Here is a 22,587-nt window from a genome sequence, read left to right as displayed (position 1 = left end):
TTGATATAAATTTGAAATTAGAACTATATTAATAAATAACAACCAAAATCAATAAAATGAAATTCTTTAAAAAATTATTACTAACGTTAACCTTATCGGCATTTAGCTATGGTGTCGCTCAAGAAACTATCACTAATGAATCTGTAGTACAAATGGTCGAACTTGGGTTTGACGATTACATGATCATCGATAAAATAAATACTTCTGATGTAAAGTTCGATGCTTCTATTTCCGCTCTTGGCGAAATGAAAAATGCCGGTGTATCTTCTGAAGTTTTGTCTTTAATTATGGACAAGTCTAAGCAGAACACCATGTCTAAAACGGGTATTTATTATACCGATGCCAGTGGTGAAGATAAATTAGTACAACCAAGTGTATTCTCTGGTTCTAATTCTAACCAAGTAGCACAGAAATTAGTTTCTGGTTTAATAAACGCGAAGAAAAAGGCACAATTACCAAAAACAAAATCGAACAACGTTATTCACCAAAGTCAGCCTGAATTCACTTTCATCTTTGACCCTAGTGTAACTCAAGTGGATAACATGCAAAACAACCAAGGTGGCGATACAGGTATCTTTAACTGGTGGTTTAGAATGGCAAGCAACCCGAACGAATTTGTTTTGGTAAAACTTACGGTAAAAGAGAAGAAAAACCTTAGAGAGGTGATAACCGGCAAAAGTAGCTGGATTACTAGCAGTAGTGGTATAGACCCTAAATATGCACTTAACTTTGCTATCGAAGAAATAGAAGGTAACAAGTTCAAAGTTACTCCTGACACTTTAGAGCCAGGTGAGTATTGCTTTATCTACCAAGGTCAAGTACCTCAAGGTAGAGAAAACCAATCGGTCTTTGATTTCTCTATTCAATAGAACAAAATCAAATAATTTATAATTTATCCTGATGCTTTGAGTATCAGGATTTTTTTGACTACTGGTTTTCTGGTAGATTTTTTTAAGGGTTTTGTATCATTTTATAAGAATAAATTGGGCAATTTTTCCTAATCTTCATTATACTTTTTACTTTCATTGCTTAATGAAAAATCTATTAGAAAAATCGCCATCATGAAAAATATCATATTATTCAGTTTTAGTGCCCTTTTGGGAATCACCACAATTACAGCACAAGAATACAAGGTTATTACTAGTGTAGAATCTATTGTTCCTAGTGGATTAGGTAGATCACGCATTATTGATGCAAATGCAGATAGGGATTTTAAAGAATTTACTTCTGAGCAGACCGAGGAGGATAATACCAGAAATAAATCTAAACGTGGCGATATTCGTGTAAAAGATTTTGAAGAAACTAAATTACTTAACTTTTACAATATTGCAGGAATCCGTTTTCAGAACATTGCCGCTAACGATGCGCTTATTTCTTCTAAACTAAGTGATATGTCACAAAATGGATGGGAGCTTGTTTTTGTCACCAGTGGTGTTGAAGCAGATGCGGGAAACACTGATGGACAAGGTATTTTCATTACCCGATATATATTTAAAAGGTAAAAAGTAGCATAAAAAAAGCCCGGTATTTACCGGGCTTTCTAATCTATATTTGTGAAACTATTGCGCTAAGTTAATCTCAACACGTCTATTCTTCTGCCTTCCATCTTTATACATATTCGTAGCAATTGGCTTACTTTCTCCATAACCAACAGCTGTTAACCTAGCCGAAGAAATACCACCATCTATTAAGAATTGTAAAACCGCTTGTGCTCTACTCTCTGATAATTTTTGATTAGTAGTTTCTGAACCTACACTATCGGTATGACCTTCTATGGTGAAATTAGCATTTGGGTATTCGTTCAAAATACTAATAATATCAACTAAAACAGGTCTAGATTCATCTTTAAGAGTCGATTTACCTGTCGTAAATAAAATTGTTTTGGCATACTCGTTCAATGACTTTTGAACCTCAGCGGTAACTACTGGCTCAGGACAACCCTTATTTGCCACAGTTCCCATTTCATTCGGACATTCATCATCTTTGTCCAAAACAGCATCTCCATCAGCATCTGCCCAAGGGCAACCATTATTCTCTACCGGACCAGCTTCATCAGGACATTGATCTTCATTATCCATTATGGAGTCACCATCACTATCAACCCATGGACAACCGTTATTTTCAACTGGTCCTGATTCATCTGGACATTTATCTTCATTATCTAAAACAGAATCTCCATCAGTATCTCCCCAAGGACAACCGTTATTTTCTATAGGACCCGCTTTTTTAGGACAACCATCTTCTTTATTTGGTATACCGTCTCCATCAGAATCTTTAGGCTGACCATAATAAACAGGCACTTTTAAACCTGCATATACATCTGCACCTTGAATTTCATTTTTAGTGAAAGTGGAAATCAATGAACCAGATCCAATATATAACGGTCCGGCACGTAACCCTGCACCTATTTGCATACCACTATATTGGTAGCTGCTAACCGGTAAATAGAAACTAAACCACTTGCTTTCAAAACGAGGGGTCAAAGAAAATACGTTTGCAGTTCTAAGGTTATTCTCCCCTGCAGATCGCATAGACAAATCTGTATTAAAATTTAAATAGAAGTTTTTCTTAATATTCCAATCGGCATTAAAATGAAGTGCCGTTGGCAACCCTGCTTTTAAATCTTCTGTAGCCTGACTGAATGTATACAGGTTTTGCAAATCGTCAGAATCTTCAATATTATCATAATCATCTTGAGTAATTGTGTTATTGATATTGTATGTATCTACCAAACTACCCTTATAATTTACCGATCCTACATCTGTAAGTGACAAGCCAAATTTAAGCTTGTACTTATTCTTATCTTTCATTACTGTTTTTTCCCCGTCTGCCCCTGCTACTACGTAATCTTCATAGTCTGGTCTCCACTCATAAACGAAACCTAAATCGAATCCGAATCCGCTTGCATCTGGTACTTCGTAATCATAATCATCATCATCGTATTCATCTGCACGACCATAAATTAAATCACCTGTAGATTGTAATGTACCTATAGTAGAATTATCTGGTAATGTTGCACCATCTGCATCATAATTAATAGTTACATTTCTACCTGTTACATATGCATTACCAAATCCTTTTAAATATTTGAATGTAAGACCACCTTTTAAGAAATGCTCTTCTTTATTCATTAACTCTTGCGCATAAGTAACTCCTAATTCTGCCCAACCGTGACCAGCCGCAAAGAAATCGCCTTCATCGACTAAAAAGTCTTGACTTTCGTCAATACTATCATCAAGGTCATCGATACTTTCACCGTTAAATTCGTTACCGGTTACAAAAGTTCTAGCTCTAGTAAATACAGCTATAGATGATTTTTTACCGATATTGAACATAAATGATGGTCCTAATACATCTACATTACCAGAAAAATTATTGTTGCTCGTCGACATTAGGTTCGCATCTCTATCAAAATCAAAATCACTTGACACTAAATCTGAATAACCTACACCTACATAATCATTAGCTAGAAAACCGCTCGCACCAACTATATTGATATCGGTTTTAAAACGAGAATCTGCAATATTTGCCGGGTTAGAAATTACACTATTTACACCACTGTAATTGTCAGTTAGATAGCCTATATAAGACTGTGCTTTTGCAGATAACGAAGCAATCAACATAATGGTAATTAACACTACTTTCTTCATACTTTTTGTTTGGTTAAAATGGTTCTTTAAACCCCTAACGGTTCATAATTAAGGATATTGTTAAAATGTAATATTTTTCTTACTCAATAAAAATTGAGCATAAAAAAACATCCGCATATTACGGATGTTTTGTTTTTATAAAGTTAAGCTAATCTTAAGCGTTTACTATCTTCTCTTGATGGTTGATAGACTCTTGGTGAATAGCTTTGAACATACGAAGAACAAATTCTTCACTTAATCCTTTACTTTCCCCTTCTAGTATCATAGCCCCTAGAATTTGATTCCATCTATTAGACTGAAGAACTGCAACGTTTTTTTGCTTTTTAAGTGCTCCAATACCGTCAGATACTTTCATTCTTTTACCCAATGTCTCTATTAATTGATTATCGATAATATCAATTTGAGCCCTTAGGTTACTTAATTCTGAGTTATATTCCGCTTCTGGATCACTTTCTTTTCTTATTCTAAGATCTCTCATGATTTGAACAAGTTTCTCTGGCGTAACCTGTTGTGCAGCATCACTCCATGCGTTATCTGGATCATGGTGTGTTTCAATCATCAATCCGTCAAAATTCAAATCTAAAGCTGTTTGCGATACATCAAATATCATATCACGCTTACCGGTAATATGCGAAGGATCGTTTATTAATGGAAGATCAGGGAACTTGTTCTGAAATTCAATCGCCACTTGCCATTCTGGTATATTTCTATACTTTGTTTTCTCGTATGTAGAAAATCCTCTGTGTATTGCACCTAATTTTTTAATACCTGCTGTATGCAATCTTTCGATACCACCTAACCATAAAGCTAAATCTGGATTTACCGGATTCTTCACCAATACAATCTTGTCTGTACCTTTTAAGGCATCTGCTAATTCTTGCATGATAAACGGACTAACCGTTGATCTTGCACCGATCCATAATAAATCAATATCATGTTCTAATGCCAACTCTACGTGTGCTCGGTTTGCAACCTCGGTAGCTGTCTTTAAACCTGTTTCTTCCTTAACTTTTTGCAACCATTTTAGCCCTAAAGCACCAACACCTTCAAAATTTCCTGGGCGAGTACGAGGTTTCCAAATACCGGCTCTGTAATAATTTACATCCGTATCTTTTAGAGAGTGTGCTATACCTAACACTTGTTCCTCTGTTTCCGCACTACATGGCCCTGCTATTACTAGTGGATGGTCAAGGTTTAAGTCATCCAACCATGTTCTCATTTGTTTTGAATTTTCCATTTTTACTTATTCTATTTCTTGTTTAACGGTATTTCTTTTTAATATTCCTTTAATCTTATTCGTATTATTCATTTCATTATAAATGCCCTCGTAATCATCTTTCTGTAACATTTCTTTAAATGCCGTAAGATTTTGAATGTACTCTTCCAATGTCTCTACCACATTCTCTTTGTTCTGCTTAAAAATTGGTGTCCACATAGCTGGCGAACTCTTTGCCAAACGTACCGTACTTTCAAATCCACTACCCGCCATATCAAAAATATCGCGCTCGTTCTTCTCTTTTTCAATCACTGTTTTACCTAACATGAATGAACTTATGTGCGATAAATGAGAAACGTAGGCAATGTGCTTATCGTGAGCAACAGGATTCATATACCTTATTCGCATACCAACTGCTTGAAAAACTTTCAAAGCTCTTTCCTGAAGTTTAAATGCAGTTAGTTCTACCTCGCAAATAATATTGGTCTTGTCTTTGAACAAATTATATATCGCTGCAGACGGACCTGAAAATTCTGTTCCCGCAATTGGGTGACACGCCAAAAAGTTCCTTCTCTTAGGATGATTCTCTAAAACCTTACAGATTAAAGATTTGGTTGACCCCACATCAAAAACTACGCAATCTTCATGTACAGCATCTAATATTACCGGAAGCTCTGTAACCATAACATCAACTGGTATACTTACAATGACCATATCCGCTAATTGTAAATCTTGATAGGTTGCCGTCTTATCGATGATACCCAAAGACAATGCCTCAGCTAAATTTGCTTCATTAGATTCTATGCCATAAATGGTAACATTGTCGACTGCCGACTTTATGTCTTTCGCTAAAGAACCACCTATTAAACCGATACCTATTACAAATACATTCATCACACTAAAATCTTGCGATTGCTTCTTTTATTTTATCTTCTGAAATACAAAGTGAAAAGCGAATATAGCCTTCACCATTACTACCAAATATGGTACCTGGGGTAATAAACAGGTCTTTGGTATACAATACATTATCTATAAATTCTTCTGATGTTGTACTACCTTCCGGCAATTTTGCCCAAACGAACAAGCCAACGGCATTTCTATCATATGTACAACCCAATTTGTCTACCAATTGATAAATCAATTCTCTTCTTTCATTGTATACCGTGTTCAAATCAGTAAACCAATCATCACTGCTTTCCAATGCTGCTATGGCACCTTTCTGAATTCCGTAGAACATACCAGAGTCCATATTACTCTTCACCTTTAAAATAGCATTGATATGATCTTCGCTACCCAATACAAAACCCACACGCCAACCGGCCATGTTAAATGTTTTGCTCAATGAATTCAATTCTAAACATACCTCTTTAGCATTCGGTATACTCAAAATACTCGCAGGTTCATCATTTAAGATAAAGCTATACGGATTGTCGTTTACTAACAGTATATCATGCTGCTTCGCAAAGTCCACTATTTTCACAAACTGTTCTTTTGTTGCCGTAGCACCGGTAGGCATATGCGGGTAACTCAACCACATGATCTTTACCTTAGACAAATCTTGTTTTAACAATGCATCTAAATCTGGAAACCAGCCAGTTTCTTCAGTTAAATCATAATATTTAGGTACTGCGCCTACCAAATTAGTCACAGAAGTGTACGTTGGATATCCCGGATTAGGAATTAAAACCTCATCACCTTCGTTCAAAAAAGAAAGGCTAATATGCATTATACCCTCTTTTGACCCCATTAATGGTAAAATCTCAGACTCAGGATTGGCGTCAACATTAAACCTCTTCTTATAAAAATCAGCAATTGCACTTCTTAACTGAGGTAACCCTTGATAACTTTGATATTGATGTGCACCATTTTCTAATACCGCATCCTGTATTACATTCAATACTTCTTTAGACGGAGCTAAATCTGGACTACCAATACCCATATTTATTATAGGTTTACCCTGCGCCATTAAACCGCGTACCTCTCTCAACTTTTTTGAGAAGTAGTATTCCTGTATGGTATTTAACCTTTCAGCGGTACGTATCATTGTCTTACATTTTTATATTCACCCAAAACTTTAAAGTCCTCTGCCATGATGTCCAATAGACTTTTAGCCTTTGTAAAATCTGCATAATCGGTAAAAGTGACATCCACAAAAAATGCATATTTCCATGGTGTTTCTATCACTGGTAACGACTGTATTTTTGTCAAGTTCAATCGGCAATCGCTCATAACATTAAGCACAGCGGCTAAACTTCCCCTTTTATGGTCGGTAATAAACCTTACCGAAGCCTTGGTAATTTCAACCTCTGGCAACGCATTGTTTTTTGTCTTTACAATGATAAAACGAGTAGCATTATTTTTAATAGTCTGTATGTCGCTCGCTACGATGTCCAACCCATATAATTCTGCCGCAACGTTTGGTGCTATCGCAGCAACATGCTTTAATTCTTGCTCTTGAATTCTTTGTGCAGTCTCGGCAGTATCTACATCTTCCACCAATTTTATATGCGGATATTGCCTAAAATATTCTTTACACTGCAACAAAGCCATAGGGTGAGAACTAACCTCTGTTATATCTTCTATTTTCTGCCCTTGTAACACCATTAAATTATGATGAATATTCAAATAATACTCGCCAATAATATGTAGGTTATTATGATTGACCAATGCATAATTAGGAATTATAGATCCTGCTATTGAATTCTCTATAGCCATAACACCTTGATCCGCTTCATTAGACAATAACTTGTCTACTAAAGCATCAAAAGAAAGGCATTCTACCAAATCGATATCATCACCAAAACAATCTTTAGCTACCTGATGATGGTTGCTTCCTTTAATTCCCTGTATGGCTATTTTTAAACTCATAATTCACATTTCAACTTACTGTAAAACCCTTCTACTACGTTCAGGGTTATCTCAATTTTTGAACAAAAAAAAAGTTCCGATGCATATCGGAACTTAGATTCTATTTTATTTTTAAAATATACTACAACAGTCCCGTACCTCTCTTAAAAAAGAAGTAAAAATAAAAACCGTTCCAGAAATATTGTTTTGTCATTGTGCTTGTAAACTTTGGCTAATGTAGTAATTATATTTAAAAATGGTTGTTTTCCGTTTTATTTTTTTTAAAAATTCTATTTCTATCTCAAAAAATGAAGGTTTTGTGTTAAAAATTGAATTAATCATGAATTAGCTCCACGATACCATAAATCAGTTAGAAACGGTATTGGGCTGATAATAAAAAGGAATAGTCCACGTAAACTCTTTTACATCGCCCAATGTTTTAGTAACTATCAATGTATTCTCACCTTTCTGCAAGAACTCTTTATCTATAAAACCTACTATACCAAATTGATCAGACACTGCATGGTCCTTCTTTAGAAAACCAACATTCAGTAGTTGACCGTTTAAAGTAACCTTATGGTATTTATTATAGCAATCAAGATAAAACTTTCTCGATTTTGTTCTTTCTTCTTGATTTGAGCAACTATCATCTTCCTCATATTCTCCACATGTAGTATCTTGGTAATTACGCTCATGATGAAATACGGGAATAAATAATTTGACTGTTTCACCTTCAATAATATCGGACTGTATTTGTGGAGTCAACAAAAACGATTCATCTGGGTTTTGGTCACTGTAATAACTTAAGTACATCAAATTAACATCATAATCTTTTGGAAAAATCAAATGAGGAATATTTGTGTCTTGAATTTTTATCAAAGACAAAAACATACCTGATGCAAAGAATAATAATACTAGATATACTAACGATTTTTTCTTTTTGAAGTTGGACCCAAACACCATAGTTACTTGAAGTAAATTACGGTATAGAGGACCATAGGTTACCATTGATGTTAACTTAACCAATTTAAACATCCAAGTTTGTACCCATACATTCGACTTATACTTTTTTAAATTCCCAATGACATTAAAAATCATTTGTAGCACAAGAAGACCTGAAATTATAAATAAAGGTATTAACAGTATGTAACTTGGAACATAATCTAATAACAAATTATAAATCAGCATATAAATACTTAAAAACAAAGACATGTAGGAGTAAATCAATAGTATAGTAAACGCCGAAGAAAATATTACACTACATAATTCATCTACCTTTTGGATAGTATCTTCCTGCTTTGGCAGTATCGATAAAATCTTTTCTGTATAAATTTTAGAGTATACACTATCTTCAACACTATAATCAGGAAAGACCGAGTTCAAGCCTACCAAACCAATCCAATAAGCTCGTAAAATAAAGTGGATAACAAACATCGATACCAGAATACTAATAGCCAGCAAGCCTAAAAAAACAATCATATATCCGTAAAAATATTGTTCAACAGGCAATAGATTTATATACTTATTTGTAGCCCATTCAATCAAACCAAATAACTGAAACGTACCAAAAATGGCTATCGCAGAGACTAGCAATTCTGCTTCCCAACTTTCTTCTTTAAGTCGTTGAAGCCATTTTATGTTTTTCTTATTCTCTAAAACGGGAGTGGTTTCTGGTGATAAGCTCATTCTGTGCGTAAAATCTTAATGGTTGGTAAGACTAATATACCCTTTCTTTAAAACTTAAAAAATAATTAGACCACTAAGCGTTACTCTCTTTTAAAATACTATCAATAACAGCATCTAGCTCTTCTTGAATTTTTGGGTCGGTACAATTAATGAGAATCGAAAAAACAAGCTGCTCTTTAGGGTAGACAAAGAAATTAGCATACCCTCCTACTCCGTTACCAACATGCCCAAAAAACTTTCTTCCTTTGGCATCTTCACTAACCTGCCAGCCTAAACCGTAATATGTAGAATTCCCATCAACTTGTTGTGCAGTTAAAAATTGATTTAAAACTCCTTCTTCGATATTAACTTTAGTATCTAAAAATGCTTGTCCGAATTTTGCGATATCCTCTGACGTAGATAAATAACCACCGCCAGCTAATTTGTAAAAATTATCTACAGGTATCGCCTTTTTAAATCCTGAAATGCTCTTTGTGTAAAATGTAGTAACACGGTTTTGTTCTTTTAATGCGAAAATATCATTTACCCCAAGAGCATCAAGATTTTTACTATTGCTCTGTGAGTCCGACTCATAATAACATTGGGGGCAATAAGTAGAATTCATCCCTAGCGGATTCAGCACCTTCACTTGCACATATTCCTCAAACGGAATTCCGCTTGCTTCTTGCATTGCCGCAGAAATCATTGCCCAGTCAAAACTATTATATAAATATTCGGTACCTGGTTTGTATACCAAAGGATCATCTTTAAATATCTTAAGACCCTGTTTGATGGATAATGGTTCGTTCAAACCATATTCCTTCCCTTTATAAACACGTATACCTGCAATATGACTAGCTAATTGGCGAATAGTAAAATCCCATTCTTTCTTAGGGTAATCTGGAAGGTAAGTATAGTAAGACTCATCTAAATCAATAAATCCTTCTTGTACCATATGTGCCAAAGCTGTTGCTGCAATAGGCTTTGAGACACTAGCAATTCTAAAAATAGATTTTATAGGGTCTATATACTGTTTCTCGTCAATATTGGCATACCCATACCCTTTTTGAAAAACTGACTTCCCCTCTTTTAAAACAGTAATTGCAATTCCGGGTACTTTATCTTCTATTATTAATTGTTGAAGTAAATAATCTACTTTTACCAATCCTGTTAACTCAGTATCATCCGCCAAAATACGTTTAGCAGCAAACACGTTTTTCAGATATTTGAGTATAGGATTCATTCCACAAAGATCAAGCGTCCGTTATACAATTCTTCAACATCCACTGTTGCCGGTCGGTTATAACTCTGTAAGTCTCCCGTACCTCTTAAAACACCGGTTAAACTTTCTTGCGGATTTACTAAAATATCATTTGAACCTCTATGGTTAAAATTTACCCGCTGGGCTATTAGTTCTTCTGCCTCTACCCTAGAATCACCTGCTGCAATACTTATATTAAAGCTTTCTGCGCTGCCCTTTAACTTGAAATATGATATTCCGTTGCTTGTCATACTTAAACTAGTAACGTCTAATTCTAAATTGAATTCCCCATCTGTAGTTTCTGCTTCTGGATCTGTAAAACTTTCTGACAGCAAGCTTAAACTTTCAAAAGCCAGCACTCCGTCACTTTGAACAGGAAAACCGGTACTACTACGAATACTGGTTAAATTTGGAGTGGTCACATAAACTACCGTGGTACCATAATCACGTACATAATTACAGTCATTTGCATCAGTCAATAACAATTGTTCATCCTCCACAACTGCAGCTACTTCATTACGTAAATTTTCACCGGTTTCAATCTCCACTTTTTGTGTATTCCCTTGTTTAATAACCAAAGCTACATTCTCAAAAACCGCTATGGAAGAGAACTCGGAAACAGAAACTTCTTGTCTCGTAATCTCACCAGTACTTTGAAAACAATCTGAAGCATTTTCAGAATCGCAAGAAACAAATAGGGAAACCAAAATTACCATCAAGACTATAAGGTCTCGACTGCGCTTGACCAGACAACTAAGTGAATTATTTATCATTTTTATCATCTTATAATCGTATTCCTATCCCGAATTCTACTGCTTCTGCTTTTGCTCCGTGAGATTTTAAGGTAACTGCCCCAAATATCTTTTCTCCAAAATAACGTTTTAGCCCTACACGTAAATATGTACGTCCTTCAAAATCAAACGGGTAATAAACATAATAACCGAACTGAGAAATCATGGACACTTTATTAATGAACAACTCATGACCTGCAAAGACCCCTACCCTTTTATAATCATCATCTGTATTCACCCCGTTTTCAGGAAAAGCAATACTTTGATAGCGAATCAACTCCTTTAAAAAATTAGAGAAATAGGCATCTACTCCAAATTGTAGCGCACTTTTTCTTCCCACTCTTTTATCCGCATAGGCAGAGAGTACAACAAAACCATACTGTCCAGAATCAATAACATCACTTTCATTTACACCTGTTCTTAAAGCAAAATTATAACGCAAAGGCTCTGTTATTTTTTCTTTTTCGCGATGTATATATTCTATTTCTTTGCCTCCATCTAAATCGTATACCACACCGGCATTGAAAGCCAAGGTATTGGTAGAAGTATTCGGAGCCCTAAAATTAGCATTTGAATAATGTATTAAAGAGATACCGGCTTTGAATCCTAGCCCTTTTATAATATTCTCTTTATGATAATTGAACATTAAATACGTAGAACTTAATACATCTGATCCGTATGCGTTATTTCTAAAATTTGTTACTTTATCATAAGGGTTAGTAGCATAAGAGACCCCTTGCCCAACGCGAAGCTGCACATTACGCTTAAAAAGATAAAAATTGTAATGAGCGTAAAGTCCGTAATTATCACCTAATGTACTATTATTAGAATTCTGATATATGAAAGAATATCCAAAATCAGGATAGTTATATAACTCTTCCCATGCATTTAAGCCATAGGTTTTTCTATTGTAACTCAAAATTACGCCCGCAGGGTGAGATGTGATTAAATGTGAAATATCTGGATTATGTAAAATTATAGACCCGTAAAACTGACTAGCATCAAGGGTATACTTTTTTTGCTCACCAGATTCTTGTGCGAAACAACAACTTACTGAAATCAGTAAAATGGATAGAAACTTAAAATTCATTGAAGGCAAAAATAAGTACTAAGTACCAAGTACCATGTACAAAATACAAAGTTCTTTCCTACAAATTATGTATTTACAAAAGTAACAATGTCACTTCGAGTGAATTTATGAGGTACGAATAAATTTTTATTGAGAAGCTCCCATGTTCTAAAAGTTCTCGATACATTTTTACATCTCCGTTACTCTACGATATTAAAACACTAGAACTTACAAACTAGCTTCACGGAAACTAAAACAGTGCCTCCGCTATCGCCTTAATATTATCAGATTTCCCCATAGAGTAGTAATGCAACACAGGCACACCAGCAGCTTTCAGCTCTTTAGATTGCTGAATTGCCCATTCAATACCTACTTTACGCACATCTCTATTGGTTGCACAACCATCTACCGCTTCTATTAAATCTTGTGGCATATCAATTCTAAATACCTGTGGTAATAATTGCATATGTCTTTTAACTGCAATTGGTTTTATACCCGGAATAATAGGTACGGTAATACCCATACTTTTTGCAGCTTCTACAAACTCAAAATACTTTTTATTATCGAAGAACATTTGTGTTACTACATAATCGGCACCTGCATCTACTTTCTCTTTCAATCGTTTTAAATCTGATTGTAATGAAGGTGATTCCAAGTGCTTTTCCGGATAACCCGCCACACCTATACAAAAATCACTGCAGTGTTCGCTTTCTATGGTTTCATGCAAATACTTACCACAATTCAACTCTTGAATTTGTTTTACCAAGTCAATCGCAAAAGGGTGTCCGCCATCCGTAGGTTCAAAATACTTTTGTTCGCTACGGGCATCACCACGTAAAGCCATTACATTCTGTATGCCTAAATAATGACAATCTACCAACATGTACTCGGTTTCTTCTTTAGTAAAACCTCCACAAATAACATGAGGTACCGTATCAACATCATACTTATGCTGTATAGAAGCACAAATACCCACTGTACCTGGTCTCATACGTGTAGTTTTCTTATCTAAAAGTCCTTCTTTCTTAATATAGATAGTTTCTTCACGAGATGTGGTCACATCAATAAACGGAGGTTTAAATTCCATTAATGGGTCAATATTATTATACAATTCTTGAATATTTTTACCCTTTACCGGAGGCACTATTTCAAATGAAAAAAGTGTCTTTCCGTTTGCATTAATGATATGGTCTGTTACTTTCATATGCTATACTATTACTCTTTTTGTGAGCAGACCTCAATGAGGCATTATTAGTTATAATTTAATTATTTTGGCGTTCGAGCGGGCTTTCAGCTCTATTTTTTCTATTTATATTTCATTCATTCATCTTGGTGAACATCAGTTTAAATAGAAAAAGATGCCGCTTCAATCCCTAACGCACTAGTCAACTATATTCGGTGCCAACCATCTTTCGGCATCCTCTAATGGCATGCCTTTTCGTTCGGCAAAATCTTTAACCTGATCATCTTTTATTTTTCCTAATCCGAAATAACGTGCCTGCGGATTTCCAAAATAATACCCACTTACAGATGCTGCTGGCCACATAGCCAAACTATCCGTCAGTTCAACACCAATAGTCTCTTTCACATTTAAAATATCCCAAATAGTCAATTTCTCTAAGTGATCAGGACAAGCAGGATATCCTGGTGCAGGACGAATTCCCTTGTAAGATTCCTTAATTAAATCTTCATTACTCAACTCCTCATTTGAAGCATAGCCCCAGTGTTTCAGCCGGACTTCCTTATGTAAATATTCTGCAAAAGCTTCTGCCAACCTATCTGCAAGAGCTTTTACCATAATGGAATTATAATCGTCTAAATCCGCTTCATATTTCGCCGCTAATTCTGCAGTACCAAAACCTGTAGACACACAGAAGCAACCCATATAATCTTGTTTCCCTGATTCTTTCGGTGCTATAAAATCTGCCAGAGCATAATCTGCTACACCTTCTCTACGCTCTAATTGTTGGCGTAAGGTTCTAAAAGTGTAGCTCTCTTTCGCTTCGGTTCCGCTCAGCGACCCAGTATTCTCATCTAGATTTGAGCTTGTGTCAACTAAAATATCGTCATCGTTGACGGAGTTAGCAGGAAAGAGTCCAAAAATACCTTTTGCCTTTAATTTCTTCTCAGAAATTATCTTGTTCAGCATCTCTTGAGCGTCTGCGAATAAATCTGTTGCTTGTTCTCCAACAACCTCATCTGTCAATATTGCCGGGTATTTTCCATGCAGTTCCCAACTTCTAAAAAATGGAGTCCAATCTATATACGGCACTAAAATGTTCAAATCTAAATCTTCTAGTACCTGTATACCAAGCTTATTCGGTTTTACGATTTCTGAAGTTTCCCAGTCTATTTTAAACTTATTTCTACGTGCCGTAGAAATAGATTTATACGTTTTACTTGATGAGCGATTTAAAAACTTCTCACGAAAAACGTCATAATCATCTTTAATGCTTTTCTTATAACCATTAGAAGTTTCTTTCTGCAGTAAATCTCCCACTACAGTAACCGCTCTAGAGGCATCATTTACATGAACTACAGCTTCTTTGTATTGTGGATCAATTTTTACCGCAGTATGTGCCTTACTGGTTGTTGCCCCACCAATTAGCAAAGGAATCTTAAAGTCTTTACGTTCCATTTCCTTTGCCAAATGCACCATTTCATCCAAAGAAGGTGTAATCAATCCGCTAAGCCCTATAATATCTACATTGTGTTCAATAGCTGCGGCAATTATTTTTTCTGGCGGCACCATAACTCCCAAATCAACAATCTCATAATTGTTACATGCCAGTACAACACCCACAATATTTTTGCCGATATCATGGACATCGCCCTTTACCGTTGCCATTAATATTTTTCCTGCATTGTCAGAATCACCTACCTGCGGATTCAACAACTTTTCTTCTTCAATATATGGCAATAAATAAGCTACCGCTTTTTTCATTACACGGGCAGATTTAACCACTTGTGGCAAGAACATTTTTCCACTTCCAAATAAATCACCCACCACATTCATACCGGTCATTAAATTACCTTCAATAACCTCAATTGGCTTACTTGCGGCAACTCTTGCTTCCTCTACATCTTCAACAATATATTGGTCAATACCTTTTACCAAGGCACGTGTAATTCTATCTTGTAACGGATCTTCTCTCCATGAAAGATCTATCTTACTTTCCTTAGTTTTCCCAACTACCGATTCTGCAAAATCAAGCAATCGCTCGGTTGCATCGTCTCTTCTATTTAAGATAACATCTTCAACACGTTCCAATAAATCTTTAGGAATATCATCGTATACCTCTAACATACTTGGGTTTACAATACCCATGTTCATACCTGCTTTTATCGCATGATATAAGAAAACCGAGTGCATTGCCTCACGCACAGGGTTGTTACCCCTAAAGGAGAAAGAAACATTACTTACCCCACCACTTACACTGGCATGTGGTAGGTTTTCACGTACCCAACGCGTAGCCTCTATAAAATCGATGGCATTCAGTTTATGCTCATCCATACCTGTGGCCACAGGAAATATATTTAAATCAAAAATAATATCTTCTGGTGCAAAATTCACTTTGTTCACCAAAACGTCATAAGAGCGTTTTGCTATTTCAATTCTACGGTCATAATTATCTGCTTGACCTACCTCATCGAACGCCATAACGATTACCGCGGCACCATATCTTTTTATTAGCTTGGCATGATGTATAAACTGTTCTTCACCCTCTTTTAAACTAATGGAATTAACCACACATTTACCCTGAACTACTTGCAGACCCGCCTCAATGATTTCCCATTTAGAGCTATCTATCATTATAGGTACACGAGAAATATCTGGCTCAGAAATAACAAGATTCAAAAATTTGACCATGGCTTCTTTACCATCGATCAATCCGTCATCCATGTTAATATCAATAACCTGTGCTCCATTCTCTACCTGTTCTCTAGCAACAGCCAACGCCTCTTCAAATTTCTCTTCTTTTACAAGACGTAGAAACTTTTTTGAACCAGCAACGTTTGTCCGTTCACCAACGTTTATGAAATTCGTTTCTGGGGTGACTATTAGGGGTTCAAGACCTGATAACTTCAGGTATTTAGTTGTCGGTTGACCGTTGTCAGTTGATGGTTTTTTTGAAATACTTCCAGACATTATTTGGTCTTTTTATAGTAATTGATAAACCCATTAATGAGTTTTTTACATTTTAAAATTTGCTTCGCAATGGATTCAAAATCTTCTTTAATCAAATATTCTTGATCCAAAGCAATGAATAGCTGAGTTTCTAATTCATATAGAGAACCTCTAGAAATGTGTAAAAACTGGATAGTATCTGCTGTTGTTCTTCTTCCACATCCTTCAGCTATATTTGACGGAACTGAAACAGCACAACGACGTATCTGATTTGTCAACCCATACATTTCAACTTTAGAAAACTGCTGAGAAACTTTATATATCAAATTCGCCAAAATCCTAGATTCTTTCCACACTTCTAATTCTGTATATTCCATTCAGTTACTATTTACTGACAACCATCAACCGACAACTGTCAACTTTCTAGGTTCAAAATTTTCCACTACCTCTGCTATCGCCGTAATATGTTCCGGAGTGGTACCGCAGCATCCACCTACTATATTTACTAATCCTTTTTCTGCGTATTCTTTAATTTGTTCTGCCATTTGATCAGGAGTCTCATCGTACTCTCCGAATGCATTTGGTAGTCCTGCATTGGGGTGTGCCGAAACCGCATGCTCACTTTTGGTTGATAATACCTCTAAATGTGGCACCAATTGATTAGCTCCTAATGCACAATTGAAGCCGACCGATAAAATAGGAATATGGGAAATGGATATAAGAAATGCTTCTGCCGTTTGACCAGATAACGTTCTACCTGACGCATCGGTAATGGTACCGCTTACCATGATAGGCACATCGACATTTCGCTCTTCTTTTACTTCTTCAATAGCAAACAATGCCGCTTTTGCATTTAACGTATCAAAAATAGTTTCTACCAATAAAATATCCGATCCACCATCTAACAAGGCTTCTACTTGTTGTTTATATGCAATACGTAGCTCATCAAAAGAAACTGCTCTATACCCTGGGTCATTTACATCCGGAGACATACTTGCCGTTTTGTTCGTAGGACCGATACTACCGGCTACAAATCTTGGTTTATTCGGTTCTTTAGCCGTGAATTCATCTGCTACCATTTTAGCGATACGCGAAGATTCATAATTCAACTCATACACCAAGTCTTCCATGTAATAATCCGCCATCGCTATCGTAGTTCCAGAAAATGTATTGGTCTCTACGATATCGGCACCCGCAGCGAAATACTTACGATGAACCTCAGCAATTGCATCAGGCTGAGTTAGTGACAACAAATCATTATTACCCTGTAATGGGTGTTCCCAGTCTTTAAAACGTTCTCCCCTAAAATCTTCCTCAGTAAACTTATAGCGCTGTAGCATGGTACCCATGGCGCCATCTAATATGAGAATTCGCTCTTTTAATATTTCCTTTATATCCTTCATTTTACGGTGTAAAATATTATTGGTTCAATAAAAATGTAATTCGTAATCAAGTAAGGAAAGTTCGGCTAGATGCCTTTTCTTAAGTTATCTGTCTTTGTAATGCCATATAGAATAACATCTTCTGCACAAGTACACAGAATAAAGATAGAATGTAGCACCTTCTTTTCCTTAAAGGAAAGGGTTGCCAAGGTTTCAATGGGTCTAGTCCCTCCACCTTTCTTGATAACGTTTCAATCTATTTATGAACGATTTGCAAAGTAACGGCACAGCATGCTCTAATCCAAAACTTCAACAGGTTTTTTACCCAACGAATTTTTAGAAATTTGTCATAAAAAAACCTCCAGAATCATAAAGAATCTGGAGGTTTTACTGACCAAATTATAACTTTATGCAATACTTTGTACTACTTCTTTTTTGGCTTCTTTCTTAGAACCATCGAATCCTTCAACACCACCAACGGTCGTATATTTCATTACGTAGCGCTTACCCGGATTGATTTGTTGGTATGCAAACTGACACATTACCGCTGCTTCATGGAAACCTGATAATATCAATTTCAATTTACCCTCGTAAGTATTTACATCACCAATAGCGTAAACTCCCGGTATATTTGTTTGGTAATCCTTTGCATTGTTTACTTTAATAGCATTCTTCTGAATCTCTAGACCCCAATCACCGATCGGACCTAATTTTGGAGACAGACCGAATAACGGAATGAAATTATCTACCTCTAAATAAGTATCTTCCTTTTCCTTATCGGTATGCTTAATAACTACGGCTTCCAAATTATCTTTACCGTGCAATTCTTTTACCTCAGCTTTAGTAATCAATTTGATTTTTCCAAGCTTCGCCAGTTCAGATGCTTTTTCAACAGAATCCAAAGCTCCTCTAAACTCATCTCTTCTATGCACCAAAGTTACTTCTGATGCTACATCGGTTAAGAAAATAGCCCAATCTAACGCTGAATCTCCACCACCGGCAATCACTACCTTTTTGTCACGATATACTTCTGGATCTTTAATCATATAAGAAACACCGGTATCTTCAAAATTTACAATATTCGAGATAGGTGGTTTTCTTGGTTCAAAAGAACCTAACCCGCCTGCTATAACAACAACTGGCGCATTATGCTGAGTTCCTTTATTTGTAGTTACTATAAAAGAACCATCTTCTAACTTATCTAAGGTTTCAGCTCTTTCACCCAATGTAAACCCTGGTTCAAAAGGTTTGATCTGCTCCATTAAATTATCTACCAAAGTACCTGCCAAAATTTCTGGAAATGCAGGAATATCGTAGATAGGCTTCTTAGGATATATCTCCGAACACTGTCCGCCTGGCTGCGGCAATGCATCTATTAAATGCGTTTTTAACTTTAATAATCCTGCTTCAAACACCGTAAATAATCCGGTTGGTCCCGCTCCTATAATGAGCATATCTGTTTTAATCATAATTTTTTGTTTAGTAAAAAGTAATTAGAAATCACTTTTCAACTTCTTTTAATTTCACTTCAACTATGTACTTAATACTTCGCACTTTTATATTTCGCTCAACTTAGCATTCTCCTTTGAATACTGATTCTTCGCCTGAATTAATGCCTCTCTATGTTTTACCACTTCACCTATGATGATAATTGCAGGGTTAGATAATTTTTCTTTTTCTACAACCTCAACTATAGTTTCAATAGTTGCAATGCCTAGTTTTTCATTCTTACGGGTCCCATTTTGAATAATGGCGATAGGCATATCTGCTTTGCCTTCTCCTTTAAACAGTTCTACAATTTGCGGGAGTTTTGACATTCCCATTAATATGACCACGGTAGCGCTACTTTTTGCAGCTAAGGCAACATCACTTGATAGTTTATGCTCTTTTGTAGTTCCTGTAATTACCCAAAAACTTTCTGATGAACCTCTTTTGGTTACGGGTATATTTTGATATGCAGGTACACTTAAACTTGATGAAATACCGGGTACCATTGCTACCTCTAAACCATGTGACGCTGCATATTCCATCTCTTCAGAACCACGACCGAATACGAATGGATCTCCTCCTTTTAATCGTACCACATGTCCCGCAGATTTTGCTCTGCTTATGATCAACTCGTTTATTTGCTCCTGTTGATATGCATAGCAACCTTTACGTTTACCTACAAAAATCAATTCTGCGTTTTTTGCATACTTTAGCAACTCTTCGTTTACCAAAGCATCGTACAAAACCACATCGGCATTTTCTAAGGTCTTGATCGCTTTTAAAGTGATCAATTCGATATCACCAGGACCTGCACCTACAACAGTCAAAAGACCTTGACTTCGGCTACGCTCAGTCTTCGTTAAATTGCTTTCTAAACTCATGCCGTTTATGCTTCTGCTAATTCTTGTTGTCTGAATTTCTCTACAGTTTCTAAAAATACTTTAGCATCTTTAATATATGTCGTAGCAAATTCTTTTGTTGGTTCGTTCTGATTTAACTGAAGCACCATTTTTTCAAATCCGCCTGCAACTTGTATTCTTCCGTCTGCCACAAATTTCTCATCAAAATCCTTAATGATACTTGCATGTGTATTCACCTTTGTATTCTCTGATGTCAACATCGCTTTCGCCGAATTTACCATAGAAGCGTATGCATGATAGATACTTGCAGACCACTTCTCAGCATCGAACATATCTTGTGCATTCTGAATTTTCTCTTCACTTTCAAAAAGAAGCGTTGCAATCAAGTCGATTACCACACCTGCACATTCACCTACACCAATTGCTTTTTCATAACGTTCCGTATTTCCCCAGTCAATAAAATCTTCTGGTGTTAAATCATCTGTAGATGAAAGCGGCGTAAGAAAATCGTAGAAATACATTTGTCCTTTTTCAGCATAGTAATCAGGGAAAGACAAATCGCCACCGTTAGCATCAAAATCATTCAAGATCAAACGTAATGCTTCCGGACCTCTTTTACTTGGCACTTTTACTACTTTATCCGCAAAACGACCTTGTCCATTACCATCATTACTACCACCTAACAATACTTGTAATGCCGGTGCAACTAATTTATCTTTTGTACGAACGGACATTCCCTGAAAACCAATATTTGCCATATTGTGCTGTCCACATGCGTTCATACAACCACTGATTTTTATTACAACATCTTCGTTATTGATATAATCAGGATATTCTGTTTTTATAACTCTTTCTAATTCTTCTGCAATACCAGTACTACTTGCAATACCTAAATTACAAGTATCTGTACCTGGGCAAGCTGTTATATCTAATGCTTTGTTATAACCTGCTTCTGCAAAACCTAATTTCTTTAATTCCGTATAGAAAAATTCAACATTCTCTTCTTTTACAAAGGGAATCAAAATGTTTTGACGTAATGACAACCTTAATTCACCTGCTGCATATTTCTGCACCAAGTTGGCTAATAAACGTGCCTTATCGGTATAGAAATCACCTAACAAAACTTTGATACCCAAAGCTACATAACCAGGTTGTTTCTGAGGAACAACATTCGTTACTTTCCACTTTTCAAATTCCTTTGAATCTGCTATTTCAACTGCAGGGACTTTTAAATCTGAAACTTTGGTTTTTGGATAGTCTTCTGGATCAATAGGAAAAGTATCAAAAGGGACTGCTGTTTTTTCTGCAGCCAACAATTCTTTGAATCCATCCAAGCCTAAATCTTTCAACAAAAATTTCATTCTTGCCTTTGCTCTACTCTTACGCTCACCGTAGCGATCAAAAACACGTATTACCGTTTCCATTAACGGAATGATTTGATCTGCAGGTAAGAAACTATATAATTCGTCCGCATGTCTTGGCTGAGAACCTAATCCGCCACCTAACATCACTTTAAAACCGACTTCTCCATTTTCAATTTTGGCGATAAAACCTAAATCGTGCATGTATGATAATCCTGTATCAGCATCACTTGCCGAGAAAGAAACTTTGAACTTACGTCCCATTTCTTGACTTATAGGGTTTCTAAGGAAATACTGAAATAATGCATGTGCATATGGCGAAACATCAAAAGGCTCATCTACATCAACACCAGCCGTTTCACTTGCCGTTACATTCCGTACGGTGTTACCACAAGCTTCTCTCAACGTAATATCGTCTTTCTCAAGTTCTGACCATAACTCTGGAGTTCTGTTCAAATCTACATAGTGAATCTGAATATCTTGACGCGTTGTAATATGTAATCTACCCGTAGAATATTCATCGGACACATCGCAAATACGTAGCAATTGCTGAGAAGTCACCTTACCATATGGCAATTTTATACGGATCATTTGAACGCCTTCTTGACGCTGACCATATACACCACGAGCTAAACGAAGGCTTCTAAATTTCTCTTCATCTAATTTGCCGCCATGGAACTCATGAATCTTGCGTTCCAATTCTAAAATATCATTCGCAACTACTTGATTCTCTATTTCTGTTCTAAAACTCTGCATATTGTGGCCCCTCCTAACCTCCCCAAAAGGGAGGAACACTTACTCGGGTTAAACAAGCGTTATTATTAATTTATCACTTTACTATTCCTATAGACTTACTATACTAATTAAA

The 22,587-nt window shown here is 36.0% G+C and carries 18 protein-coding genes and 1 riboswitch; of the genes, 2 read left to right on the top strand and 16 right to left on the bottom strand.

Going from position 1 to position 22,587, the window contains the following annotated elements; all coding sequences use genetic code 11:
- The first annotated feature begins 56 nt into the window (after positions 1–56).
- Both ACJJVP_RS09850 and ACJJVP_RS09845 read left to right on the top strand, forming a co-directional pair.
- Positions 57–869, top strand: coding sequence for a hypothetical protein (locus ACJJVP_RS09850; RefSeq protein ID WP_405413230.1), 813 nt, complete (start codon positions 57–59; stop codon positions 867–869).
- A gap of 192 nt (positions 870–1,061) precedes the next feature.
- Positions 1,062–1,502, top strand: coding sequence for a hypothetical protein (locus tag ACJJVP_RS09845; RefSeq protein WP_405413228.1), 441 nt, complete (start codon positions 1,062–1,064; stop codon positions 1,500–1,502).
- A gap of 57 nt (positions 1,503–1,559) precedes the next feature.
- On the opposite strand, the gene ACJJVP_RS09840 is transcribed toward ACJJVP_RS09845, so the two are convergent.
- The 16 genes from ACJJVP_RS09840 to ACJJVP_RS09765 all read right to left on the bottom strand — a co-directional run bounded on the left by ACJJVP_RS09840 (position 1,560) and on the right by ACJJVP_RS09765 (position 22,475).
- Positions 1,560–3,650, bottom strand: coding sequence for a DUF5723 family protein (locus ACJJVP_RS09840; protein WP_405413225.1), 2,091 nt, complete (start codon positions 3,648–3,650; stop codon positions 1,560–1,562).
- 154 nt (positions 3,651–3,804) lie between these two features.
- Positions 3,805–4,887: a chorismate mutase gene (locus tag ACJJVP_RS09835; protein ID WP_405413224.1), complete on the bottom strand. Its 1,083-nt coding sequence runs from the start codon at positions 4,885–4,887 to the stop codon at positions 3,805–3,807.
- A gap of 6 nt (positions 4,888–4,893) precedes the next feature.
- Positions 4,894–5,760, bottom strand: a complete 867-nt coding sequence (locus tag ACJJVP_RS09830) for a prephenate dehydrogenase (RefSeq protein WP_405413223.1) — start codon at positions 5,758–5,760, stop codon at positions 4,894–4,896.
- A gap of 4 nt (positions 5,761–5,764) precedes the next feature.
- The gene (locus ACJJVP_RS09825; protein ID WP_405413221.1) at positions 5,765–6,910 is read right to left on the bottom strand and encodes a pyridoxal phosphate-dependent aminotransferase; all 1,146 of its coding nucleotides are present in this window, start codon (positions 6,908–6,910) and stop codon (positions 5,765–5,767) included.
- Positions 6,907–7,734 carry a prephenate dehydratase gene (locus ACJJVP_RS09820; RefSeq protein ID WP_405413219.1) on the bottom strand — a complete coding sequence of 276 codons (828 nt, stop codon included), beginning with the start codon at positions 7,732–7,734 and terminating at the stop codon, positions 6,907–6,909. The genes ACJJVP_RS09825 and ACJJVP_RS09820 overlap by 4 nt, the downstream gene beginning before the upstream one ends.
- A 345-nt stretch (positions 7,735–8,079) precedes the next feature.
- Positions 8,080–9,399 carry a hypothetical protein gene (locus ACJJVP_RS09815; RefSeq protein WP_405413217.1) on the bottom strand — a complete coding sequence of 440 codons (1,320 nt, stop codon included), beginning with the start codon at positions 9,397–9,399 and terminating at the stop codon, positions 8,080–8,082.
- A 73-nt stretch (positions 9,400–9,472) separates the two neighbouring features.
- Positions 9,473–10,621 carry a serine hydrolase domain-containing protein gene (locus ACJJVP_RS09810; RefSeq protein WP_405413215.1) on the bottom strand — a complete coding sequence of 383 codons (1,149 nt, stop codon included), beginning with the start codon at positions 10,619–10,621 and terminating at the stop codon, positions 9,473–9,475.
- The gene (locus ACJJVP_RS09805; RefSeq protein WP_405413212.1) at positions 10,618–11,412 is read right to left on the bottom strand and encodes a head GIN domain-containing protein; all 795 of its coding nucleotides are present in this window, start codon (positions 11,410–11,412) and stop codon (positions 10,618–10,620) included. The genes ACJJVP_RS09810 and ACJJVP_RS09805 overlap by 4 nt, the downstream gene beginning before the upstream one ends.
- Before the next feature lie 10 nt (positions 11,413–11,422).
- Positions 11,423–12,520: an acyloxyacyl hydrolase gene (locus tag ACJJVP_RS09800; RefSeq protein ID WP_405413210.1), complete on the bottom strand. Its 1,098-nt coding sequence runs from the start codon at positions 12,518–12,520 to the stop codon at positions 11,423–11,425.
- Positions 12,521–12,749: 229 nt separating this feature from the next.
- Positions 12,750–13,703, bottom strand: a complete 954-nt coding sequence (gene metF, locus ACJJVP_RS09795; protein WP_303600300.1) for a methylenetetrahydrofolate reductase [NAD(P)H] — start codon at positions 13,701–13,703, stop codon at positions 12,750–12,752.
- 177 nt (positions 13,704–13,880) lie between these two features.
- Entirely contained in the window at positions 13,881–16,649 is a 2,769-nt protein-coding gene (gene metH / locus ACJJVP_RS09790; protein ID WP_405413207.1) for a methionine synthase, read from the bottom strand.
- Positions 16,649–17,005 (bottom strand): four helix bundle protein, encoded by a 357-nt coding sequence (locus ACJJVP_RS09785; RefSeq protein ID WP_405413205.1) that lies wholly within the window; start codon positions 17,003–17,005, stop codon positions 16,649–16,651. Before ACJJVP_RS09785 ends, metH begins: the two co-directional genes overlap by 1 nt.
- 24 nt (positions 17,006–17,029) lie before the next feature.
- Positions 17,030–18,031: a homocysteine S-methyltransferase family protein gene (locus ACJJVP_RS09780; protein WP_405413204.1), complete on the bottom strand. Its 1,002-nt coding sequence runs from the start codon at positions 18,029–18,031 to the stop codon at positions 17,030–17,032.
- A 111-nt stretch (positions 18,032–18,142) separates the two neighbouring features.
- A riboswitch (SAM riboswitch) is annotated at positions 18,143–18,260 on the bottom strand.
- 157 nt (positions 18,261–18,417) lie between these two features.
- Positions 18,418–19,479, bottom strand: coding sequence for an NAD(P)/FAD-dependent oxidoreductase (locus tag ACJJVP_RS09775; protein ID WP_405413202.1), 1,062 nt, complete (start codon positions 19,477–19,479; stop codon positions 18,418–18,420).
- A gap of 87 nt (positions 19,480–19,566) precedes the next feature.
- Entirely contained in the window at positions 19,567–20,379 is an 813-nt protein-coding gene (gene cobA / locus ACJJVP_RS09770; RefSeq protein WP_405413200.1) for a uroporphyrinogen-III C-methyltransferase, read from the bottom strand.
- A gap of 5 nt (positions 20,380–20,384) precedes the next feature.
- Positions 20,385–22,475, bottom strand: coding sequence for a HEPN domain-containing protein (locus ACJJVP_RS09765; protein ID WP_405413198.1), 2,091 nt, complete (start codon positions 22,473–22,475; stop codon positions 20,385–20,387).
- Positions 22,476–22,587 lie beyond the last annotated feature (112 nt).

Origin of the sequence: Maribacter sp. Asnod1-A12 (genome assembly GCF_045063735.1) — a bacterium.
In the GTDB taxonomy this organism is placed as follows: Bacteria; Bacteroidota; Bacteroidia; order Flavobacteriales; family Flavobacteriaceae; genus Maribacter.
Note: the sequence above shows the minus strand (reverse complement) of the source record. Positions and strands in the feature narration are given on the sequence as shown.